General features: G+C 71.9%; 21 protein-coding genes and 1 tRNA gene. 16 read left to right on the plus strand and 6 right to left on the minus strand.

The window, feature by feature from the left end; genetic code table 11:
• Window positions 1-28: 28 nt before the first annotated feature.
• From ABD331_RS11750 to ABD331_RS11770, 5 genes are read left to right on the plus strand one after another with little or no spacing between them, the layout of a single operon-like run.
• A complete protein-coding gene (locus ABD331_RS11750) occupies window positions 29-694 on the plus strand; it encodes a class II aldolase/adducin family protein (protein WP_344473615.1) in 666 nt (221 codons plus the stop codon).
• Window positions 691-1,581 carry a VOC family protein gene (locus ABD331_RS11755; protein WP_344473617.1) on the plus strand — a complete coding sequence of 297 codons (891 nt, stop codon included), beginning with the start codon at window positions 691-693 and terminating at the stop codon, window positions 1,579-1,581. Before ABD331_RS11750 ends, ABD331_RS11755 begins: the two co-directional genes overlap by 4 nt.
• Before the next feature lie 2 nt (window positions 1,582-1,583).
• Window positions 1,584-2,366 carry a 2-keto-4-pentenoate hydratase gene (locus ABD331_RS11760; protein WP_344473619.1) on the plus strand — a complete coding sequence of 261 codons (783 nt, stop codon included), beginning with the start codon at window positions 1,584-1,586 and terminating at the stop codon, window positions 2,364-2,366.
• 1 nt (window position 2,367) lies between these two features.
• Window positions 2,368-2,568, plus strand: coding sequence for a tautomerase family protein (locus tag ABD331_RS11765; RefSeq protein WP_148438837.1), 201 nt, complete (start codon window positions 2,368-2,370; stop codon window positions 2,566-2,568).
• A 1-nt stretch (window position 2,569) separates the two neighbouring features.
• Complete coding sequence (locus ABD331_RS11770) at window positions 2,570-4,000, plus strand: aldehyde dehydrogenase (protein ID WP_344473624.1); 1,431 nt, start codon at window positions 2,570-2,572, stop codon at window positions 3,998-4,000.
• A gap of 260 nt (window positions 4,001-4,260) precedes the next feature.
• Here the strand turns inward: ABD331_RS11770 and ABD331_RS11775 are convergent.
• A tRNA-Pro gene (locus ABD331_RS11775) sits at window positions 4,261-4,337 on the minus strand.
• A 117-nt stretch (window positions 4,338-4,454) separates the two neighbouring features.
• On the opposite strand from ABD331_RS11775, the gene ABD331_RS11780 reads away from it, so the two are divergent.
• The 4 genes from ABD331_RS11780 to ABD331_RS11795 all read left to right on the plus strand — a co-directional run bounded on the left by ABD331_RS11780 (window position 4,455) and on the right by ABD331_RS11795 (window position 6,468).
• Window positions 4,455-4,880 (plus strand): helix-turn-helix domain-containing protein, encoded by a 426-nt coding sequence (locus tag ABD331_RS11780; protein ID WP_344473625.1) that lies wholly within the window; start codon window positions 4,455-4,457, stop codon window positions 4,878-4,880.
• 68 nt (window positions 4,881-4,948) lie between these two features.
• Window positions 4,949-5,497: a hypothetical protein gene (locus ABD331_RS11785; protein WP_344473626.1), complete on the plus strand. Its 549-nt coding sequence runs from the start codon at window positions 4,949-4,951 to the stop codon at window positions 5,495-5,497.
• Window positions 5,498-5,502: 5 nt separating this feature from the next.
• Complete coding sequence (locus ABD331_RS11790) at window positions 5,503-6,261, plus strand: hypothetical protein (protein ID WP_344473628.1); 759 nt, start codon at window positions 5,503-5,505, stop codon at window positions 6,259-6,261.
• A gap of 6 nt (window positions 6,262-6,267) precedes the next feature.
• Entirely contained in the window at window positions 6,268-6,468 is a 201-nt protein-coding gene (locus tag ABD331_RS11795; RefSeq protein WP_225274243.1) for a hypothetical protein, read from the plus strand.
• A 59-nt stretch (window positions 6,469-6,527) separates the two neighbouring features.
• Here ABD331_RS11795 and ABD331_RS11800 read toward each other — a convergent pair whose 3' ends face one another.
• Window positions 6,528-6,941: an ATP-binding protein gene (locus ABD331_RS11800; protein ID WP_344473633.1), complete on the minus strand. Its 414-nt coding sequence runs from the start codon at window positions 6,939-6,941 to the stop codon at window positions 6,528-6,530.
• A gap of 16 nt (window positions 6,942-6,957) precedes the next feature.
• Window positions 6,958-7,728, minus strand: a complete 771-nt coding sequence (locus ABD331_RS11805) for a SigB/SigF/SigG family RNA polymerase sigma factor (RefSeq protein ID WP_344473635.1) — start codon at window positions 7,726-7,728, stop codon at window positions 6,958-6,960.
• A 176-nt stretch (window positions 7,729-7,904) separates the two neighbouring features.
• Between ABD331_RS11805 and ABD331_RS11810 the strand changes: the two genes are divergently transcribed.
• A complete protein-coding gene (locus tag ABD331_RS11810) occupies window positions 7,905-8,261 on the plus strand; it encodes an STAS domain-containing protein (protein WP_344474239.1) in 357 nt (118 codons plus the stop codon).
• Between the two features lie 4 nt (window positions 8,262-8,265).
• On the opposite strand, the gene ABD331_RS11815 is transcribed toward ABD331_RS11810, so the two are convergent.
• Window positions 8,266-8,994 (minus strand): ANTAR domain-containing protein, encoded by a 729-nt coding sequence (locus ABD331_RS11815; protein ID WP_344473637.1) that lies wholly within the window; start codon window positions 8,992-8,994, stop codon window positions 8,266-8,268.
• Window positions 8,995-9,052: 58 nt separating this feature from the next.
• On the opposite strand from ABD331_RS11815, the gene ABD331_RS11820 reads away from it, so the two are divergent.
• The 4 genes from ABD331_RS11820 to ABD331_RS11835 all read left to right on the plus strand — a co-directional run bounded on the left by ABD331_RS11820 (window position 9,053) and on the right by ABD331_RS11835 (window position 14,328).
• Window positions 9,053-10,885, plus strand: a complete 1,833-nt coding sequence (locus ABD331_RS11820) for a SpoIIE family protein phosphatase (RefSeq protein ID WP_344473639.1) — start codon at window positions 9,053-9,055, stop codon at window positions 10,883-10,885.
• A 106-nt stretch (window positions 10,886-10,991) separates the two neighbouring features.
• Window positions 10,992-12,095, plus strand: a complete 1,104-nt coding sequence (locus ABD331_RS11825) for a glycosyltransferase (protein ID WP_344473641.1) — start codon at window positions 10,992-10,994, stop codon at window positions 12,093-12,095.
• Window positions 12,096-12,177: 82 nt separating this feature from the next.
• Window positions 12,178-13,596, plus strand: coding sequence for an AAA family ATPase (locus tag ABD331_RS11830; RefSeq protein ID WP_344473643.1), 1,419 nt, complete (start codon window positions 12,178-12,180; stop codon window positions 13,594-13,596).
• 21 nt (window positions 13,597-13,617) lie between these two features.
• Window positions 13,618-14,328: a glycoside hydrolase family 16 protein gene (locus tag ABD331_RS11835; RefSeq protein ID WP_344473645.1), complete on the plus strand. Its 711-nt coding sequence runs from the start codon at window positions 13,618-13,620 to the stop codon at window positions 14,326-14,328.
• Here ABD331_RS11835 and ABD331_RS11840 read toward each other — a convergent pair.
• Window positions 14,325-14,822, minus strand: a complete 498-nt coding sequence (locus ABD331_RS11840) for a DUF7660 family protein (protein WP_344473647.1) — start codon at window positions 14,820-14,822, stop codon at window positions 14,325-14,327. The two genes, ABD331_RS11835 and ABD331_RS11840, sit on opposite strands and share 4 nt — an antisense overlap.
• A gap of 386 nt (window positions 14,823-15,208) precedes the next feature.
• Here ABD331_RS11840 and ABD331_RS11845 point away from each other — a divergent pair, with 386 nt between their 5' ends.
• Window positions 15,209-15,352: a hypothetical protein gene (locus ABD331_RS11845; protein ID WP_344473649.1), complete on the plus strand. Its 144-nt coding sequence runs from the start codon at window positions 15,209-15,211 to the stop codon at window positions 15,350-15,352.
• Between the two features lie 102 nt (window positions 15,353-15,454).
• Window positions 15,455-16,321, plus strand: a complete 867-nt coding sequence (locus ABD331_RS11850) for an alpha/beta fold hydrolase (protein ID WP_344473651.1) — start codon at window positions 15,455-15,457, stop codon at window positions 16,319-16,321.
• Between the two features lie 106 nt (window positions 16,322-16,427).
• Here the strand turns inward: ABD331_RS11850 and ABD331_RS11855 are convergent, their stop codons facing one another.
• Complete coding sequence (locus tag ABD331_RS11855) at window positions 16,428-17,639, minus strand: PucR family transcriptional regulator (RefSeq protein ID WP_344473653.1); 1,212 nt, start codon at window positions 17,637-17,639, stop codon at window positions 16,428-16,430.
• Window positions 17,640-17,665: the final 26 nt, after the last annotated feature.

The raw sequence follows: 17,665 nt of genomic DNA on the forward strand, positions 1-17,665 counted from the left end.
TCCTGCCTGATCACCAAGGAGGGCTGACGTGAGCGCACCACCGACGGACGTTAGAAGTGAGCTGGCGGATGCCGGGCGGGCGCTGGCGGCGGCCGGGCTGGTCACCGCGTTCGGCCACGTGTCGGCCCGGCTGCCCGGCGACCGCCTGCTCATGACCCCGCCCGTCCCCCTCGGCACCCTCACCCCCGCCGCCCGCTACGCGGAGGTCCCCCTGGACGGCGCAGCCCTCCCCGACGGCACCCCGCGCGAGGCGTGGATCCACGTCGAGATCGCCCGCGCACGTCCGGACGTCGGCGCGATCTGCCGGGCGCAACCACCCACCGCCACCGCGCTGGCCTCGGCAGGCGTGCCGATCCTGCCGCTGCACGGCCAGGGCGCGTTCCTCGGCCCCGAGGTGCCCGTCCTGGACGACGCCGTCCTGGTCCGCGACCGCGCCAGGGGCAGGGCGCTGGCCGAACGCCTGGCCGGAGCCCCCGCCCTGGTGATGCGCGGCAACGGCGCCGTCACCGTCGGCGCGACCGTCGGCGAGGCCGTCGCCCTGATGTGGGTGCTGGAGGCCGGCGCCCGCATGAACGCCACCGCCGCCGCGGCAGGCACCCCCGTCCCCATCACGCCCGCCGAGCAGGAAGCGTGGCGGGCCGTGCGATCCGAACTGTCCGACCGCATCTGGTCCCATCTCAGGGAGTCGTCATGATCGAGTTAACCGACATCGCCTACGTCCGCTCCGGCGCCGCCGACCTGGAGGGCGCCGTGCGCTTCGCCGTGGACATCGTCGGCATGGAGCTGACCGCCCGGGAGGACGGCGTCGCCTACCTGCGCGCCGACCAGCGCCACCACTGCCTGGCCCTGGTCGAGGGCGAGTCGGGGGTGATCAGCTCGGGCTTCCTCGTCCGGGACGAGGACGCGCTGGCCGCCGCCGAGACCGAGCTGGAGAAGGCGGGCCTCACCGTCGCCCGCGGCGGCGCGGAGGCCGCCCGCTCCCGCCGCGTCCGCGACTTCATCGCCTTCGACGACCCCTTCGGCAACCGCATCGACCTGGGCATCGACCAGGTCACGCTGACCGCGCCCGTGCACGGCGGGCGCGCGGCCGGCATCACCGAGTTCGGCCACCTGTGCCTGGACGCCCCTGACGTGCGCGAGGCGTACCGCTTCTGGAACGGCCACTTCAACGCCCGCGTCTCCGACTGGATCGGCGACTGGGCGTGCCTCATGCGCATCGACCCCGTCCACCACAAGCTGGCCGTCTTCCAGGGCAGCCAGCCGGGCCTGTGCCACATCAACTTCCAGGTCGACTCGCTCGACGACGTCATGCGCAACTGGCACTTCCTGGAGGCCAACGGCGTCGAGATCGAGATGGGCCCCGGCCGCCACCCGCAGTCCACGGCCGTCTTCGTCTACTTCAAGGGCCCGGAGGGCATCACGTACGAGTACTCCTGGGGCGTGCGGCTCATCACCGACGAGGACGCCTGGCGCCCCCGCTACTTCGACCCGGCCGAGCCGGGCTCCATCGACATGTGGCAGGGCCCGACCCGCCGCGTGCACACCCAGCCGCAGATCCGCCGCCCGCTCGGACAGAGCTGACCATGACCGACTGGACCATCGAACGCGCCGCCGACGTGCTGCTGGAGGCGGAGCGGAACCGCGCCGACCGCGGCCCCATCACCGCCGAGTGGCCCGGCCTGGACCTGGCCACCGCCTACCGCGCGCAGGACGTGCTGCTGGAGCGCAGGAAGGCCGCCGGTGAGACGGTCATCGGCGTGAAGCTGGGCCTCACCTCGCGGGCCAAGCAGCTCCGGATGGGCATCGACGCGCCGCTGACGGCGTGGCTGACCGACGCCATGGTGCTGCCCGCCGGCGAGAACGTGCGGGTGGACGAGCTGATCCATCCCCGCGTCGAGCCCGAGATCGTCTTCGTGCTCAAGGACCGCCTCGCCGGCCCCGGCGTCACGGCCGCCTCGGCGATGGCGGCGGTGGGCGCGGTGCACGGCGGGTTCGAGGTGATCGACTCCCGCTACCGCGACTTCAAGTTCACGCTGCCGGACGTGGTCGCCGACAACGCCTCCTCCGCCCGGTTCGGCGTCGGCCCGATCGGGCGGGCGCCGGACGGGCTGGACCTGTCCCTGCTGGGCTGTGTCCTGGAGGTGGACGGCCAGGTCGTGGACACCGCCACCGGCGCCGCCGTCCAGGGCCATCCTGGCGAGGCCCTGGCCCTGGCCGCCAACTCCCTCGCCGCGCGCGGCCTGGCCCTGGAGGCCGGGTGGATCGTGCTGACGGGCGGGATGACGGACGCGGTGCCGCTGCGCCGCGGCTCGTCGGTGACCGTACGCTTCGCCGGGCTCGGCGGGCTCACCGTGGCGGGGGTGTGACATGCCGCTGGTCGAGGTGACGCTGTCGGAGGGGCGCGAGCCGGCCGCGATCCGGGCGCTCATCCACGAGGTGCACGCCGCCGTCGAGCGCTCGCTGGGCGCCCCGGCGCAGAGCATCCGGGTGATCGTACGCGAGGTGCCGCGCACCCACTGGGCGGCCGGCGACGAGACGCTCGCCGAACGAGACTCCCGAGGAGGCTGACATGGAATTCTTCGGACATGTGATCGACGGCGCGGAGGTGAAGTCCGCGAGCGGCGAGACGTTCGCCAGCGTCGACCCCTACACGCGGGAGCCGTGGGCGGAAGCCGCGCTCGGCGGCGCCGCCGAGGTGGACCGGGCGGTCACGGCGGCCCGCCGGGCCTTCGACGAGGGCCCCTGGCCGCGCATGAGCCGGGCGGAACGCGGCCGGCTGCTGCACCGCCTGGCCGACCTCGTCCTGGCCAACCTGGACGCGCTCGCCCTGGCCGACACCCGCGACATGGGCAAGCCGATCGCCCAGAGCCGCGGCAAGGACGTGCCGCGCGCCGCCGACAACTTCCGCTTCTTCGCCGACCACGCCCGCCTGACGCCGGCGGAGGCGCTGCCCATGGACTCCGGCCACCACGCCTACACCCGCTACGACCCCGTGGGCGTGGCCGCCGCCATCGCGCCGTGGAACTTCCCGCTCATGCTGGAGAGCTGGAAGATCGCGCCCGCGCTGGCCTGGGGCAACACCGTCGTGCTCAAGCCCGCCGAGGACACCCCCGCCTCCGCCACCATCCTGGCCAGGCTGGCGCTGGAGGCGGGCCTGCCGCCGGGCGTGCTGAACGTCGTGCACGGCTACGGCCCGGACTCCGCAGGCCAGGCGCTCACCGAGCACCCGGGCATCGACCGCATCACCTTCACCGGCGAGTCCGCGACCGGCCGCGCCATCTCCGCCGCCGCCGCCCGCCACCTGGTGCCGGTCAGCCTGGAGCTCGGCGGCAAGGGCGCCAACGCCGTCTTCGCCGACGCCGACCTGGACAAGGCCGTGGACTGGTCGCTGAAGGCCATCTTCACCAACGCCGGCCAGGTCTGCCTGGCGGGCTCCCGCCTGTACGTGCAGCGGCCGGTCTTCGAGGAGTTCCTGGCCCGCTTCACGGCCGCCGCCGAGGCCATGCGCCTGGGCGACCCCAAGCAGGAGAGCACCGAGATCGGCCCGCTGGCCTCGCAGACCCATTACCGCAAGGTCCGCGGCTACGTCGAGACGGTCGCGGACGAGGGCGGCACCGTCCACTCCGGCGGCCTCGGCGACGGCTGGTTCGTCCGCCCCACGATCGTCACCGGCATGCCCGCCACCGGCCGCCACCAGCGCGAGGAGATCTTCGGCCCGGTCGTCACGGTCACCCCGTTCGACACCGAGGACGAGGTCGTGGCGCTCATGAACGGCACCCGCTACGGCCTCAACGCCATGCTGTTCACCGAGAACCTGTCGCGCGCCCACCGCGTCTCGGCCCTCCTGCGCGCCGGGACGGTCTGGGTGAACTGCTTCTTCATCCGCGACCTGCGCGCCCCGTTCGGCGGGGTGGGCGACTCAGGGGTCGGCCGGGAGGGCGGCACCTTCAGCCGCGAGTTCTTCACCGAGCCGAAGGCCGTGGTCATGCAGATCGACTGACCGGCCGCCACGGGCACCCGGCGATCACCCTCCAGGCGGGTCGCCGGGCCGCCATGACTCATGCAGCTCCAGCAGAACGTGGACGGGCCTCGTCCGGACGGAGGTGACTCGCCCGTCAGCCGCCCCTGAGCCGCGCAGGCCCTCCAGCACAACGCCGAGCGCCGCCACCAGAGCCCGAGCCGCGCGCCCGGCCCGTCGGCCGCCCACCTGTGCGAAAGGGTGCCACCCTGACGAGTGACACCCTGATCGACCAGAAACCCTGGTCGGGACGACAGGATTTGAACCTGCGACCCCTTGACCCCCAGTCAAGTGCGCTACCAAGCTGCGCTACGTCCCGGCTGTGCTGTGTCGGCCGCCCCTATGGGGCGAGACGTCATAACCTTAGCGCACATCGGACGTGCACGCGTACACGGAAAGACGTGCACGCGTACACGACAGCGGGAGCGGAGGCCAGGTGGGGCGGAAGCCGACCATTGATCGCGAGGAGCTGGCGCGGCGGGTGGCGGAGGGGATGAGCGTCCAGGAGCTGGCCGCTCACTTCGGCGTCAGCGAGTCCGGCGTGCTGCAGGCGAAGCGGGCGGCCGGGCTGGCCAAGCCGATGCTGGACCACAGCACCGCGCTCCCGTGGAAGGTGGACCGCGCCCACACCCAGTCCGGCCCGGCGACGAACCTGCGGAACCTGTCGGCGGCGGCGCAGGGCAAGCCGCCGGCGGCGGAGCGGCTGAACACGGCGCTGCGGTGGGCGCAGCGGCTGGTGGACGCCGGGCTCGACGTGCGCTACGACACGGCGGAGGGGTTCACCGAGGTGCCCGCCGCCTCACAGGGCTCACATGTCGCAGCCGTACTGGCCGCGGCCAGGAAAGCGCTTGACGCCCGCTGAGAAAGGCGTTTCGACCTGCCGTTCGAGGGCAGTCGCTGGTCTCGACACAGAGACCGGAGGCGAACATCATGACCACCTGGGCATGGGTGGCCGTCGTCGTGGTCGCGGTGGTGGCGCTCGCCGCAGTCGGTTACTTCGTGCTGCAGCAACAGAAGCGCCGCACCCATCTCCGCGAACGCTTCGGCCCGGAATATGAACGCATAGTCGCCGAGCACGACAACCGCCGCGAGGCGGAGCAGGAGCTGCTCAGCCGCGAGCAGCGCCATGCGGAGCTCGACATCCGCCCCCTGACGGAGGAGTCGCGCGACACCTACGCCAATCGGTGGACCGAGGTGCAGGAGCGTTTCGTGGACGCACCGGGGTTCGCGGTGACGGAGGCGGACCAGCTCGTGACGGCGGTCATGGCGGAGCGCGGCTACCCCACGGAGAACTTCGAGCAGCGGGTGTCCGACCTGTCGGTGGGTCACGCCGCGACGCTCGATCACTACAGGACGGCTCACGAGATCAGCGGCCGCGCGGCCAGGAAGGAGGCCTCCACCGAGGACCTCCGCCAGGCCATGGTGCACTACCGCGCGCTGTTCGAGGAGCTGCTGCAAGAGACCACCCGAGGACGGTGAACGATATGAGCAGCGACGAGCTGAAGGTTCCGTCGCAGCAGCAGCGCAATGACGTTCATGACTACGACCACGACCGTGACCACGACCGTGACCGTGACCACGACCGTGACGACGACAGGGACCGGCTGACGAACGACCCCGTGGACGGCGAGGAGCTCGCCCGCAGCGAGGCCAGGACCGAGGACCTGTCGCGACGCGACGACGAGGACGAGACCGGCCGCAACCCCCGCGCCGGCGACGAGCACGCCGCTCCCGTGACCGGCGCCCCCGTCCCCGGGGTCGGCGTCACGGGCTCCCCCGACGTCGTGGCGGACGACGAGGTCCCGTACCGGGACCCGTACGCCAGGACCGACGGCGACATGCTCGCCGAGCCCGACCCGGCGCACGCGACCCCAGGCTCGCACGCCGCCCCCGACGACATCGTGCTGTTCGACCAGGACCCCTCCGAGGTGCAGGCCCGCTGGCGCGACCTGCAGTCCTCGTTCGTGGACGACCCCGGCGAGGCGGTGCAGCGGGCCGACGGGCTGGTCAGCGAGGTGGTGGACTCTCTCACCAGCACCTTGAGCAGCCGGACCAGCGCCCTGCGGGACCGCTGGAAGGAGACGGGGAGCAGCGCCGACACCGAGCAGCTCCGGCTGGCCCTGCGCGACTACCGGACCGTCCTGGAGCGCCTGCTGGCGCTGTCCAGCAAGTCTCCGGCACAGCCGGCACAGGCGGCGCAGGCCTCGCAGTCCGGTCCGTTCCAGAGTCAGGAAATGAGGTGACATGACATGCTCGCAGTCATCGCAGCGATCATCTTCGGGCTGGGCTTCCTGCTCGACCTGGTAGGCGCGTCGATTCCCGGCGGGTTCTCCGGCATGACGTTCGTCCTGCTGGGGCTGACCCTGCTGGCCCTGCACCAGGCAGGCGTCGGCACGGCCAGCATCCGCACGGGTTACAGCAACTGGCGCGGCGGCAGAGCCCGCCGTTGAGTGGACACATGAGATCGCCGGGTGGCACGGAGCCACCCGGCGATCTGCCGTCCTGGACCTCAGGCCTTGCCGGGGAACCTCATGATCACCGTGCTGCCGCCGCTGCCGACGCGCAGGGTCAGGTCGGAGGAGAGCAGCCGGGCCACCCACAGCCCCATGCCGCCCACGGCGCCCGGCATCGGGCCCGGCTTCCAGGCGCCCTCGTCGTGCACCTCGACGATCAGGTCGCCGCTGATCACCCAGGTGCGCATGCGGGCGTCGTCGGCCCCGTGGGTGACGGCGTTGGTGGCCACCTCGTTGACGGCGATGACGAAGTCGCCGATGGCCTCTTCCGGCATGCCGACGCCGCGGGCCTCCTCCTCGGCGAACTGCCGGACCTCTGGCAGATCCGGCAGCCGGAAGCGGAGTGTCTTCACGGGCGCGCCGGGTGGCGGGCTCGTGTAGCCCGACTGAGGCTCGACGTCCTCGTTCACCCGGCGACCGCCTTCGTCAGCCGACCAGCTCGGAGCGAAGCTGGTCGAGAACCTTGCGGAGAATACGCGAAACATGCATCTGAGAGATTCCGAACTCGGCTGCGATCTCGGCCTGCGTCATGTTGCCGAAGAACCGCAGCAGCAGGATGTGCTTCTCACGGGAGGGCAGCGCGTCGATGAGCGGCTTGACGGCTTCCCTGTCGACCATGTTGCTCAGCGTGTCGTCGTCCTCGGGGATGACGTCGCCGAGCGAGGCGGCGTCGTCGTCGGTGCCGAGCGGCGCGTCGAGCGAGAGGGTGCTGTACGCGGCGGAGGCGTCGAGCGTGAGCAGAACGTCCTCCTCGCTGATGTTCATCTTCGCGGCCAGCTCGGCCACGGTCGGCGAGCGGCCGAGGTCCTGGCTGAGGTCGGCCACGAGCCGGTTGAGCTCCGAGCGGCGCTCCTGGTAGAGCCGCGGCACCCGGATGGCCCAGGTGCGGTCGCGGAAGTGGCGCTTGACCTCACCGGTCATCGTCACGACCGCGTACCCTCTGAACGCGTGGCCGAGGGTGGGGTCGAAGCCGTTGACGGCCTTCATCAGGCCAACATACGCGGCCTGGAGGAGATCCTCCAAAGGTTCGCCGCGATAACGGTAGCGGCGGGCGATCTCCATGGCGAGCGGCCGGTGCATCTCGACGATGCGCTCGCGCAGGCGCTCCCTGTGGCTGTCGAGCGTGTCTTCCCTGACCATCTCGGCCAGGAGTTCTTCCGCGGTCATCTCCTCGAGGACGTATTCCTGCACAGCCATCGCTGCTCCTCATATGGGTCGCAGGCGGCCTGCCGCAAAAGGAAAAAGCCCATGCAGAGGCACGCCTCGCTCTACTCTCGAGACCGAAGCCCTCTGCTGGACTTCGGCTCCAGTATCCCCCATGCGGCGACAAGTATTCGCCGATCGTGTGGTGACAGTAGGGTTGCTCCGTGACAATGCCGGAGAACGGCGAGGAGCCAGTGGCGGCCCTCAGCCTGACGTCGACGACCGTGGACGACATCACCGTGGTCAGGGTCGACGGCGTCCTCGACGCCACGACACGAGCCCAGTTCGCCGACTATCTCGCGATGGCGGGCTCGGACCTCATCCTGGATCTGGCCGGGGTGACGTTCATGGATTCGCGCGCCCTCGGGCTGATCGTGCATCACTGGCAGACGAGCCTGTCGGCGGGCGCGAAGTTCGCCCTGATAGGCGTCGAATACTCAAAGTCCAAGGTGATGTGGATCACTGGCCTGGCTCAGCGCCTGCCGCTCTACGACACGCTGGAGGACGCGCTGGCCGCCATCAAGTAGCCGGCTAGCGCTTCGACTTCGACGACGACTTGCGCTGGTGCTCGTCGACCAGCAGCCTGGCCAGGTCCGCGACCTTGACCTGGTGGTGCTGGGAGATCCTGCGCAGCTCCTCGAAGGCGGCCTCGGCGGTGCATCCGCTGGTCTGCATGATGATGCCCTTGGCCTGGTCGATCACCGATCGTCCGGCGAGTGCCTCCTGGAGCTGCGCGTGGTCGGTGCGCACCTCCTCGAACTCCCACATGTTCGCCATGGCCACGCCGACCTGCTCGGTCAGCATGTCGGCGAGGGAGCCGGCGCCCTGCGGGGAGAACGCCCCCGGGCGTACGGAGTAGAGGCCGACGACGAGCAGGGCGGGCGGCACCTCGATGGGGACGACGAGCGCGGAGCGCACGCCCCAGCGGGTGGCCAGCGCGTCGTAGCGGGGCCAGCGGGTCTCCTTGAGCACGTCCGTCACGGTGGCGCGGCCCCCGCTCTGCCTGGCCTCGATGGAGGGGCCCTCCCCCAGCTCCCGCTCGCCCTCGACGAGCAGGATGAGCTCGCTGTGCGATCCGGAGACGAGGACCCGCTGGTCGCGCCAGTGCTCGGCGGAGGCGCCTGAGCAGTTGGGCACGCCCGTGGCCAGGGCTGTGGTCAGGCCGCGCAACACGCTTTCCGTCGAGGTGTCCTCTCCCAGCCGGCCCAGTGCGGCGAGGTCTCTGGCGAGTCCAGGGGTGATCATCGCGGTCGATTCCATAGCAACAAGCTTCTACCCCTTATGGCTAGCATTATCCCGAGTGGCGTAGCGTCAGACCATGACCATGCCGGACCTCGAACACGCGCTTGACGCGCTGGCCGGGCGCGTCTCCTCACTGCGTGAGGCGAGGGCCGCCTACCCCACCGACCTGGCGCCCACGCTGGACGCCGCGCTCGCCGAGCTCGACACCGCCGCGGAGCTGCTGGCGGAGGCCCGTGAGGAGCTGCGCAAGGCTCCCAAGCGGGTCAGCAGCCGCAAGGACGGCGGGCAGCGGGAGCTGAAGCTGCTGCGCCAGGTGCTGCGGGCCTTCCCGGTGCCCGTGATCGTCCTCGACGGCGGCGGCGTCGTCCGCCGGATCAACCCCGAGACCTCCCGCGTGCTGGGCAGCCCCGACGGCTACCTGGTGGGGCGGTCCTTCCCGCTGCTGGTGGACGTGTCGCGCCGGGCGGCGTTCCGCTCCCACCTGACGTCGGTGCTGCAGACCGGGCAGCCGGCGGCGTTCGAGACGCGGCTGGCGCACCAGGGGCGCACGCACACCGTCCAGCTCGCGCTGACCAGGCTGACGATGCCGGGCGAGCCGCAGCAGATGGTGGCGGCGGTCGCGCTGCCGACCGAGGTGCAGCTTCCCGAGCCGGGCGCGCGCCGGCCCGAGCTGAGCGACGGCGCGCTGCTGCTGGCCGCGGCCAAGCGGCAGGACCTGCTGACGCGGATGGGCAGGCTGCTGCTCGACGAGGAGGCGCTGCTGCGCCCCGTCGTGCTGCAGCGGGCCTCGCGGCTGCTGGCGGCCGAGTGGGCCGACTGGGTGGTCGCCGACATGGTGCGCGACGGGGCGCCGCGCCGCTCGGTCGTCATGGCGCCGAAGAACCACCCGCTCGGCGGCCTGGTCCGGCAGGTGGAGTCCGCCGACCCGGCGGCCAGCCAGCTCGTGCTGCAGGTGCTGGAGCGCGGCTCCGGCATGGTGCTGGAGATGGTGGACGACGACTCGCTGCTCGGCTTCTGCGCCGACGGGCCGCTGCTGACCGTGATGGGCGCGGGCTCGGTGCTGTGCGTGCCGATCGGCCGCGGCGACGGCGCGCTGACGCTGGTGCGGGCGCACGACAGGCCGCCGTTCGCGCTGGCCGACCTGGCCGTCCTCCAGGAGGTGGGGCTGCAGATCGGGCTGGCCGTACGCTCCCAGAACAGCTTCCAGAGCCGCTCCAGCGCCGCCGACGCCCTGTCGGCCAGTGTGGCCCCGCGCAACCTGCCCGACGTGCCCGGCTACGAGGCGGCGGCCGTCTACCACCCCGGCTCGTCGGTGGGCGCCGAGTTCTACGACGTGTTCCCCGTCTCGGGCGGCTGGGGCTTCGCGCTGGGCGGCGCCGCAGGCAAGGGCGAGGAGGCGGCCTCGGTCAGCGCCATGGTGCGCGGCGGGCTGCGCGTGCTCAGCGTCTGGGAGTCCGACCCCGACCTGGTGGTGCGCAAGGTCAACGAGGCGCTGGTCACGCAGGGGACCGGCATGTTCGTGATGGCCGTGGCGGGCTTCGTGAAGGGGCGGCAGATCAGGCTGTCGTCGGCCGGGCACCATCCGGCCGTGCTGCTCCAGTCCGACGGCGGGGTGCGCTTCGCCGAGGGCGGCGGCGTGCCGCTGGGCATCTCGCCCGAGGCGGAGACCGGCGTGGAGACCCTGACGATCGCTCCCGGCGAGACGCTGGTGCTCTACTCGGAGGGGTTGATCTCCTCCAGGAACGAGCACGGCGAGCCGTACGGGGAGGAGCGGCTGGCCGACGTGCTCACCAGATGCGCAGGTCAGGCGCCGTCCACCGTGGTGAAGGCGGTGGAGGCGGACCGGCACGCGTTCTCCGGCGGCCAGGTTTGGGATGAGATCGTGGTGTTCGCGCTCAGAGGTGTCTGATCTGCGGGGGTTTGCGATCGACGGAAATCTGGGTATGGTCGAAGACGAAGAACGACGTGCCTAAGACGCAGGCACACCTTTAAGGCTTTCCACGCTGAGGTGTGCCATGAATATTGCGATCGTCGCTTCCGCAAACGGTAACCAGCGCCACCGCATCCTGTCCGTCGCACGGGAGCTGGGGCGCGATCACCACGTCACCATCTACTCCCGCCGTGACAACGCCGATGGCAAGCCCAAGACGCGGGTGGCCCCGGGTGTCACGCTGGAGCACATCGACGTGGGCCCCGCCAAGGAGCTCACCGGTGACGAGGTGGCGCCCTACCTCAACGAGGTCGGCAACCAGTTGATGAAGCGGTGGAGCCAGGAGCGTCCCGACGTGATCCACGCGCACTCGTGGACCGGCGGGCTGGTCGCCGTGACCGGCGCCAAGGGTCTCGGCGTCCCCGTCACGCAGACGTTCCACACGGTCGACACCACCCACATGGAGCTGGAGCGGGCGCTCGGACGCCGCGCCAACGCGGTCATCGCGGGCTCCGGTGACGAGGAGTCGGCACTGATCAGGCTCGGCGTCCCGCGCGGCAACATCGCCGTGGTGCCGTACGGCGTGGACACCGAGCGCTTCCAGCGCCGTGGCGCGATCGCCACGCGCGGCAACCGCAAGCGCCTCCTGCACGTCGGGCCGCTCTCGATCGACCGCGGCGCGCACACCATCGTGCGGGCGCTGCCCGGCCTCGGTGACGTCGAGCTGGTCATCGCAGGCGGCCCCGAGCCCGAGGACCTCGACCAGGACAGGGACGCGCGCCGCCTGCGCGCGCTGGCGGAGCAGCTCGGCGTGGCCGACCGCGTGACGCTTCTCGGCCAGGTGAAGCGGGCCGCCGTACCGAAGCTGATGCGCAGCGCGGACGCCGTGGTGTCGGTGCCGCGCGACGCGGTGACGGGCATCGTGGCGCTGGAGGCGATGGCCTGCGGCGTACCGGTGATCGCCTCCGCTGTGGGCGCGCACCTCGACTCCATCATCGACGGCGTCACCGGCCTCCTGGTGCCGCCGGACCGGCCCGCCCGCACCGCGCGGCTGGCCCGCGAGCTGCTCTACGACCCCACCCTGCGCACCGCGCTGGGCTATGCGGGCGCCGACCGGGCGCGTTCGCGCTACTCGTGGGAGCGGGTGAGCCAGGAGCTCGTACGCGTCTACGAGGCGGCCTGCGCCTGATCCCCTCAATACTCCGGCAGGTGGCGGTGGCCACCTGCCGGCGCCATTTCCAGACCGAATGCGGTGTGCGAGGGTGGCGCGCATGGAGATCGAAGAGGCACGATCACTGGCCCACGCCCTCCAGCGGCTCGTCCACGACGCGCACACCGTGATCGACGAGTCCCGTCCGGTCCCCGCCCTGGTGGCCAGGGTGACCGGGCACCTGTCCTGCACGCTGAAGGACCTCGTGGTCGTCACGCAGACGTTCGGCAACTGGGAGCACGCCAGCCTCCAGCGCGGCGTGGACGCCTACCTCGCCGGCCGCGGCGAGCCCGCCTGGTACGGCGTGTCGGGACACGGCCGCGAGCACAACGACACCATCGACCTCCTGACCGCGGCCGGCCGCGGCGTCGAACGCTTCGAGATCGGCGCCGTCGACTACGCCACCGCGGCGACCGGCCCCGACGAGACCGTCGAAGTGGTGACGTTCGGCATGGTCGGGACCGTCGCGCCGGACGGCGCGCCGGTCGTGCTCTGCCTGCGCGGGTCCGCCGAGCAGTTCGGCAGGGAAGGCTGCAGGATCGAGGTGATCGCGACCTCCCGGGCGCGCGCCACCGCCACCCGCGAGGAGATCGAACGCCAGATGCGCCGCCACGACGTGCTGCGCGGCCAGATCCTCACGTTCGGGCTCTCCGAGCACCGGGGCAACAGTCTGGTGACGTTCCTGCCCCGCCCCGCGCTCGGCCCCGCCCAGGTGATCCTGCCGGAGGGGGTGCTCGACACCATCGAACGGCACGTGGCGGGCATCGGCCGGCACACCGAGGCGCTGCTCGCCCGCGGCCAGCACCTCAAGCGCGGCCTGCTGCTGCACGGCCCGCCCGGCACCGGCAAGACCCACACGGTGCGCTACCTGATGGGACGCATGCCGGGCGTGACCGTCGTGGTCATGACCGGCACCGCGCTGCGCTTCATCTCCGACGCCGCCGCCCTGGCCAGACGGCTGCAACCGGCCATCGTCGTGGTGGAGGACGTGGACCTGGTCGCGCACGAGCGCCGCTTCTCCGCCGAGGGCAGCCCACTGCTGTTCACACTGCTCGACGCCATGGACGGGATCGGCGCGGACGCCGACGTCACGTTCGTCCTCACCACGAACCGCCCCGACCTCCTGGAGACCGCCCTGGCGAACCGTCCCGGCCGGGTGGACCTCGCCGTCGAGGTCCCCAGACCCGACGCCGCCTGCCGCGCCGCCCTGCTACGCCTGTACGGCGCCGCCCACCTGGCCGAACCGGACCTGGAGCGGCTGGTGGCGGGGACGGAGGGCATGACCGCCTCGTTCTTCAAGGAACTGGTGCGCCGCGCCGTCCTGGCGTGCCTGCGCGAGGACCCCGCCCCCGACATGCCGGACGCCTCCCACCTGACGTCCGCGCTCGCGGAGATGCTGCACGGCCACGAGGCCCTCACCCGCTCCCTGCTCGGTGCGCCTCGTGTTACCGATGGGACAGATGGGTTGTTAAGTCCGTGAGATGTTGCTTCGATGGTCGGCATGCCTACACGCAGACCGATCCTGGCGGCGGTGGCACTCGCGGGTGTCGCCGCCCTCCCCCAGACCGCGCACGCGCAGACCTCGTGGGGCAGACCCGTCCTCGTCGAGAACTTCAACGGCTCCACCGTCAACACCAGCCGCTGGATGATCTACCACTCCCCGCAGGCCTCCCACAACCCGCGCACCGGCAAGGCCGCCTCCGTCTCCAACGGCGCCCTGCGGCTCAAGGGCGGCCTGTACGGCGGCAAGGACCTTTCGGGCGGCGTCGCCACCCGGCTCGCCCAGCAGTACGGGCGATGGGAGGTCCGCTTCAAGGCCGAGGCCGGGGCCGGCTACACGCCCGTGGCGCTGCTCTGGCCCGTCTCCCAGGACGACGGCTACTCCGAGGTCAACTTCGCCGAGATCGTCGACCCCCGGCGGCAGGGCGGCGGCATCTTCGTGCACAGCGAGCAGGGGCGGGCCAGGAAGGCGCTGCGGGGGGACTTCACGCGGTGGCACACGGCGGCGGTGGACTGGCTGCCTGGGCGGCTGACGTTCTGGCTGGATGGGAGGAAGGTGTGGGAGTACCGGGGGCGGCATGTGCCTGAGGGGCGGAAGATGGGGCTCGCCCTGCAGAACGACGTGGTCTGTGAGCCGCGCTGCCGGGACTCCTCGACGCCTGACACCGTGTCGATGTACGTGGACTGGGTGAAGGTCTACAAGGCTCGCTAGCGCAGCTCGTCCGCAGCCGCTTCGAAGAGCTGATTCTGCAGCTCTTCGAAGCGGTCCTGCTCGGGCAGTGCCACGCCTCGGGGCGTCTGCAGGACCAGGTCCGAGAAGCTGCCCATGCCGCCCGCGAGCGCGATGATGTGGCGGACGGCGAACTGGAGCAGTTCTGGAGATTCGGGGCGGTCGCGGGCCTCCTCCACCTCCACCAGGTGGTGCCGCATCGCATCGGCCCAGCCGGTCTCGCCGACGCCGTCCAGCAGCTCGATCAGAGCCACCAGCACGGCGCGCACGCGGTCTTCCGGCACGGCCTCCCCCATGTTGCGACAGGTGCTGTCCATGCTGCCCGTCCAGGCGGCCAGCGCCTCCAGGAAGGCCGGCAGCGTCAGGTTCTCCCACCCCAGGCTCTCCGCCGACTCGGCGGCCTCCGCCAGGGCCGCGACGAATTCCGCGAGGTCCTGCCTGGTCGCGATCCGGTCCAGCTGCTCGCCCAGCTCCATGTGCACTCCCGTCGGTGGTCAGCCTGGCAAGGGGCCGTGCCATTCGCCCTCGCGGATCTGGATGCCGATGCCGTCCGTCCGCGTGGTGAACTTCCTCTTCCGCACGAGCGCACGCCCAGCGCCGGGCTGGCGCCCGCGACCGTGGCCAGCCGGGCCGTGTTGTCCTCGGCCAGCCGCGCCTGGCCCAGCAGGCGGGTCGCCAGCGCCCGCACCTGCGCCGGGTCCCCGGGAGTGGGGTCGCCCGCCAGTCCGAGAGTCTCCCAGCCGCCCGGCATGAGATCACCCGCTCCGCTGTCGTGGAGGTCGTCTCCCCACCGGTACGCAGCGGGCGCGCCCTGGAGTTCAACATCAGGCCTGACCTTCGGGTACGCGGGCAGGAAGCTTCCGTGAACCTCCTGAGCAGCCTCGCCCTGGTCGCGCTTCTCGTCGGCATGGCCGTAGCCCTCACCCAGAAAGTGTGGCCGGTGGCGCTCCTGTGTCTCGGACTGTTCCTGGCTCTGCTCGCCGAGGCGGGCTTCATCGTGACATGAGCGGATAAGGTCCGAAGTTGTACCCGAGTGTGCCGGAGACGACCGATGAGTTCCGCCGTCTCCCCTGGTCTACATCTTCGGTTCATCGACAAGGAGTGACACATGACCGAACCCAGAAGCCACACCCTTGAGGTGCCCGGCGCCACGCTCGCGTACGACGTGCGGGAGGCCCAGGGCGTCGGCGCGCCGATCCTGCTGATGATCGGCTCGCCGATGGACGCCAGCGGCTTCACCACCCTGGCCGGCCACTTCGCGGACCGCACGGTGGTGACGTACGACCCGCGCGGGGTGAGCCGGAGCAAGCGCACGGACGGCCTGGCCGAGTCGACGCCCGACCTGCACGCCGACGACCTGCACCGGCTGATCGACGCGATCGGCGGCGGGCCGGTCGACGTCTTCGCCAGCAGCGGCGGCGCGGTGAACGCGCTCGCGCTGGTGGCGCGGCATCCCGGGCAGGTGCGCACGCTGGTGGCGCACGAGCCGCCGGTCGCCAGGGTGCTGCCGGACGCGGAGCGGGCGATGGCCGTGATCAGGGACATGCGGGAGACGTACGAGCGGGAGGGGTTCGGGCCCGCGATGGCGAAGTTCATCGCGACCACGAGCCACACCGGCGAGTTCCCGGCGGATCCGAAGGAGCTGCCGGTGCAGGATCCGGCCATGATGGGCCTGCCGACGCAGGACGACGGCTCGCGCGACGACCCGCTCCTGGGGCAGAACCTCATCACGTGTACGCACTACGAGCCCGAGTTCGAGGCGCTGCGGGGGGCCTCGACGCGGGTGGTGATCGCGGTGGGCGTGGAGTCCGAGGGGCAGATGGCGCGGCGCGGGGGTGAGGGGGTGGCCGAGCGGCTCGAGACGGAGCCGGTGATCTTCCCCAGCAACCATGGGGGGTTCATGGGGGACGAGTTCGGCATGCCGGGCCAGCCCGAGGCTTTCGCCGCCGCACTGCGCCAGGTCCTGGACGCGTAACCCCGGGACTGCGGTCCCGGTGCGTCACGGCTGGTCGTGGGTGTGCAGCCGGGGGCTGCGGTCCGGGTGCGTCACGGCTGGTCGTGGGTGTGCTGGTTCGGGTGCGTCAGGGCTGGTCGTGGGGGCGGAGGCGGGCCGCCTTCAGGCCCATGTGCACGGCCAGCCGGTCGTCGCCGTCCGACAGGTCGCGGTGGATGAGCCGCTCCGCCTTGCCCAGCCGGTAGTAGAGCGTCTGCCGGTGGATGCCCAGCTCGGCCGCCGTCTTCTGGACGTGCCCGCCCCGGTCGAGGTAGACCTCCACGGTCTGGGCCAGCTCGGCGTCCAGCGCCGCGATCTCGGCGGCCAGCTCGCGCAGGTCGGCCTGGCCGAGCCGGGCCAGGAGGCGGTGCACGCCCAGGTCCTCCCACCGGGCGATGGGCGCGTGGCGGGGGAAGTGCTCGGCGATGCGCAGCGCCTGGCGGGCCTCGCGCCAGCTCAGCCAGGCGTCGGCCGGGTCGGTGCGGGTGGCGCCGATGCCGGCGGCGGTGCCGTACGCGCTCTGCATGGTCTGCGCCACCTCCCCCGCGAGGTGGGCGGGGGCGAGCAGGGCGACGGGCGAGCCGGCGCGGGCCAGGACGCCGCGCGGGAGCGTCCAGAGGGCCGCCACCCGCTCCTGCGACTCGCGGACGGCGATCGCCGCGACCGGGCCCGGCACCTCGATGGAGGCGCCGGCCCGCTCCTCCGGGTCGGCCGAGAGCAGGGCGCGCAGGCCGCGTCCGAGGTCCTGGCGGCTCCTGGCCTCCTGGGCGAGCGCGGCGGCGGCCCGCGCGACGAGCGGGGCGGCGGCGAGCAACCGCTCGTCGATCAGCCCACCAGAACCGGCCCGCCCGCCAGAACCGGCCTGCCCACCAGAACCGGCCTGCCCACCAGAACCAGCGTGCCCACCAGCACCAGCCCGCTCGCCCGAGCCAGCCCGCTCCCCCGCGCCGAGCTGCCCGCCGGGGCCGGTCAGCTCGCCGGGGTCGAGGAGCCACAGGTAGCCGTAGGTGACGTCGGCGTGGCGCAGCGGCCAGCAGACTCTCGCCAGCACCCCGAGCTCGGCGTCGGCGGGAATCCTGACGGGCCCGTTGGCCCGGGCGATGCCATAACGTTCGAAGTACTCGCGCACCTCCCCGGTAGCGCGCCGCCGCAGGATGGACTCCTGGCGGACCGTGTCGATGTCGCCGTGCTGCGCGCCGTACGCGAGCAACCGGAACGAGCGGTCCTCCAGCGTCGCGGACGCCCCCAGCCGGGCGGCGATCTCATCGACGATCTCTTGTAGGTCAGCCGAGTTGTGCATTTGTATGACAGCCTGCCACAACCGGC

The sequence above is a fragment of the Nonomuraea monospora genome, from assembly GCF_039531895.1.
Taxonomy (GTDB): domain Bacteria; phylum Actinomycetota; class Actinomycetes; order Streptosporangiales; family Streptosporangiaceae; genus Nonomuraea; species Nonomuraea monospora.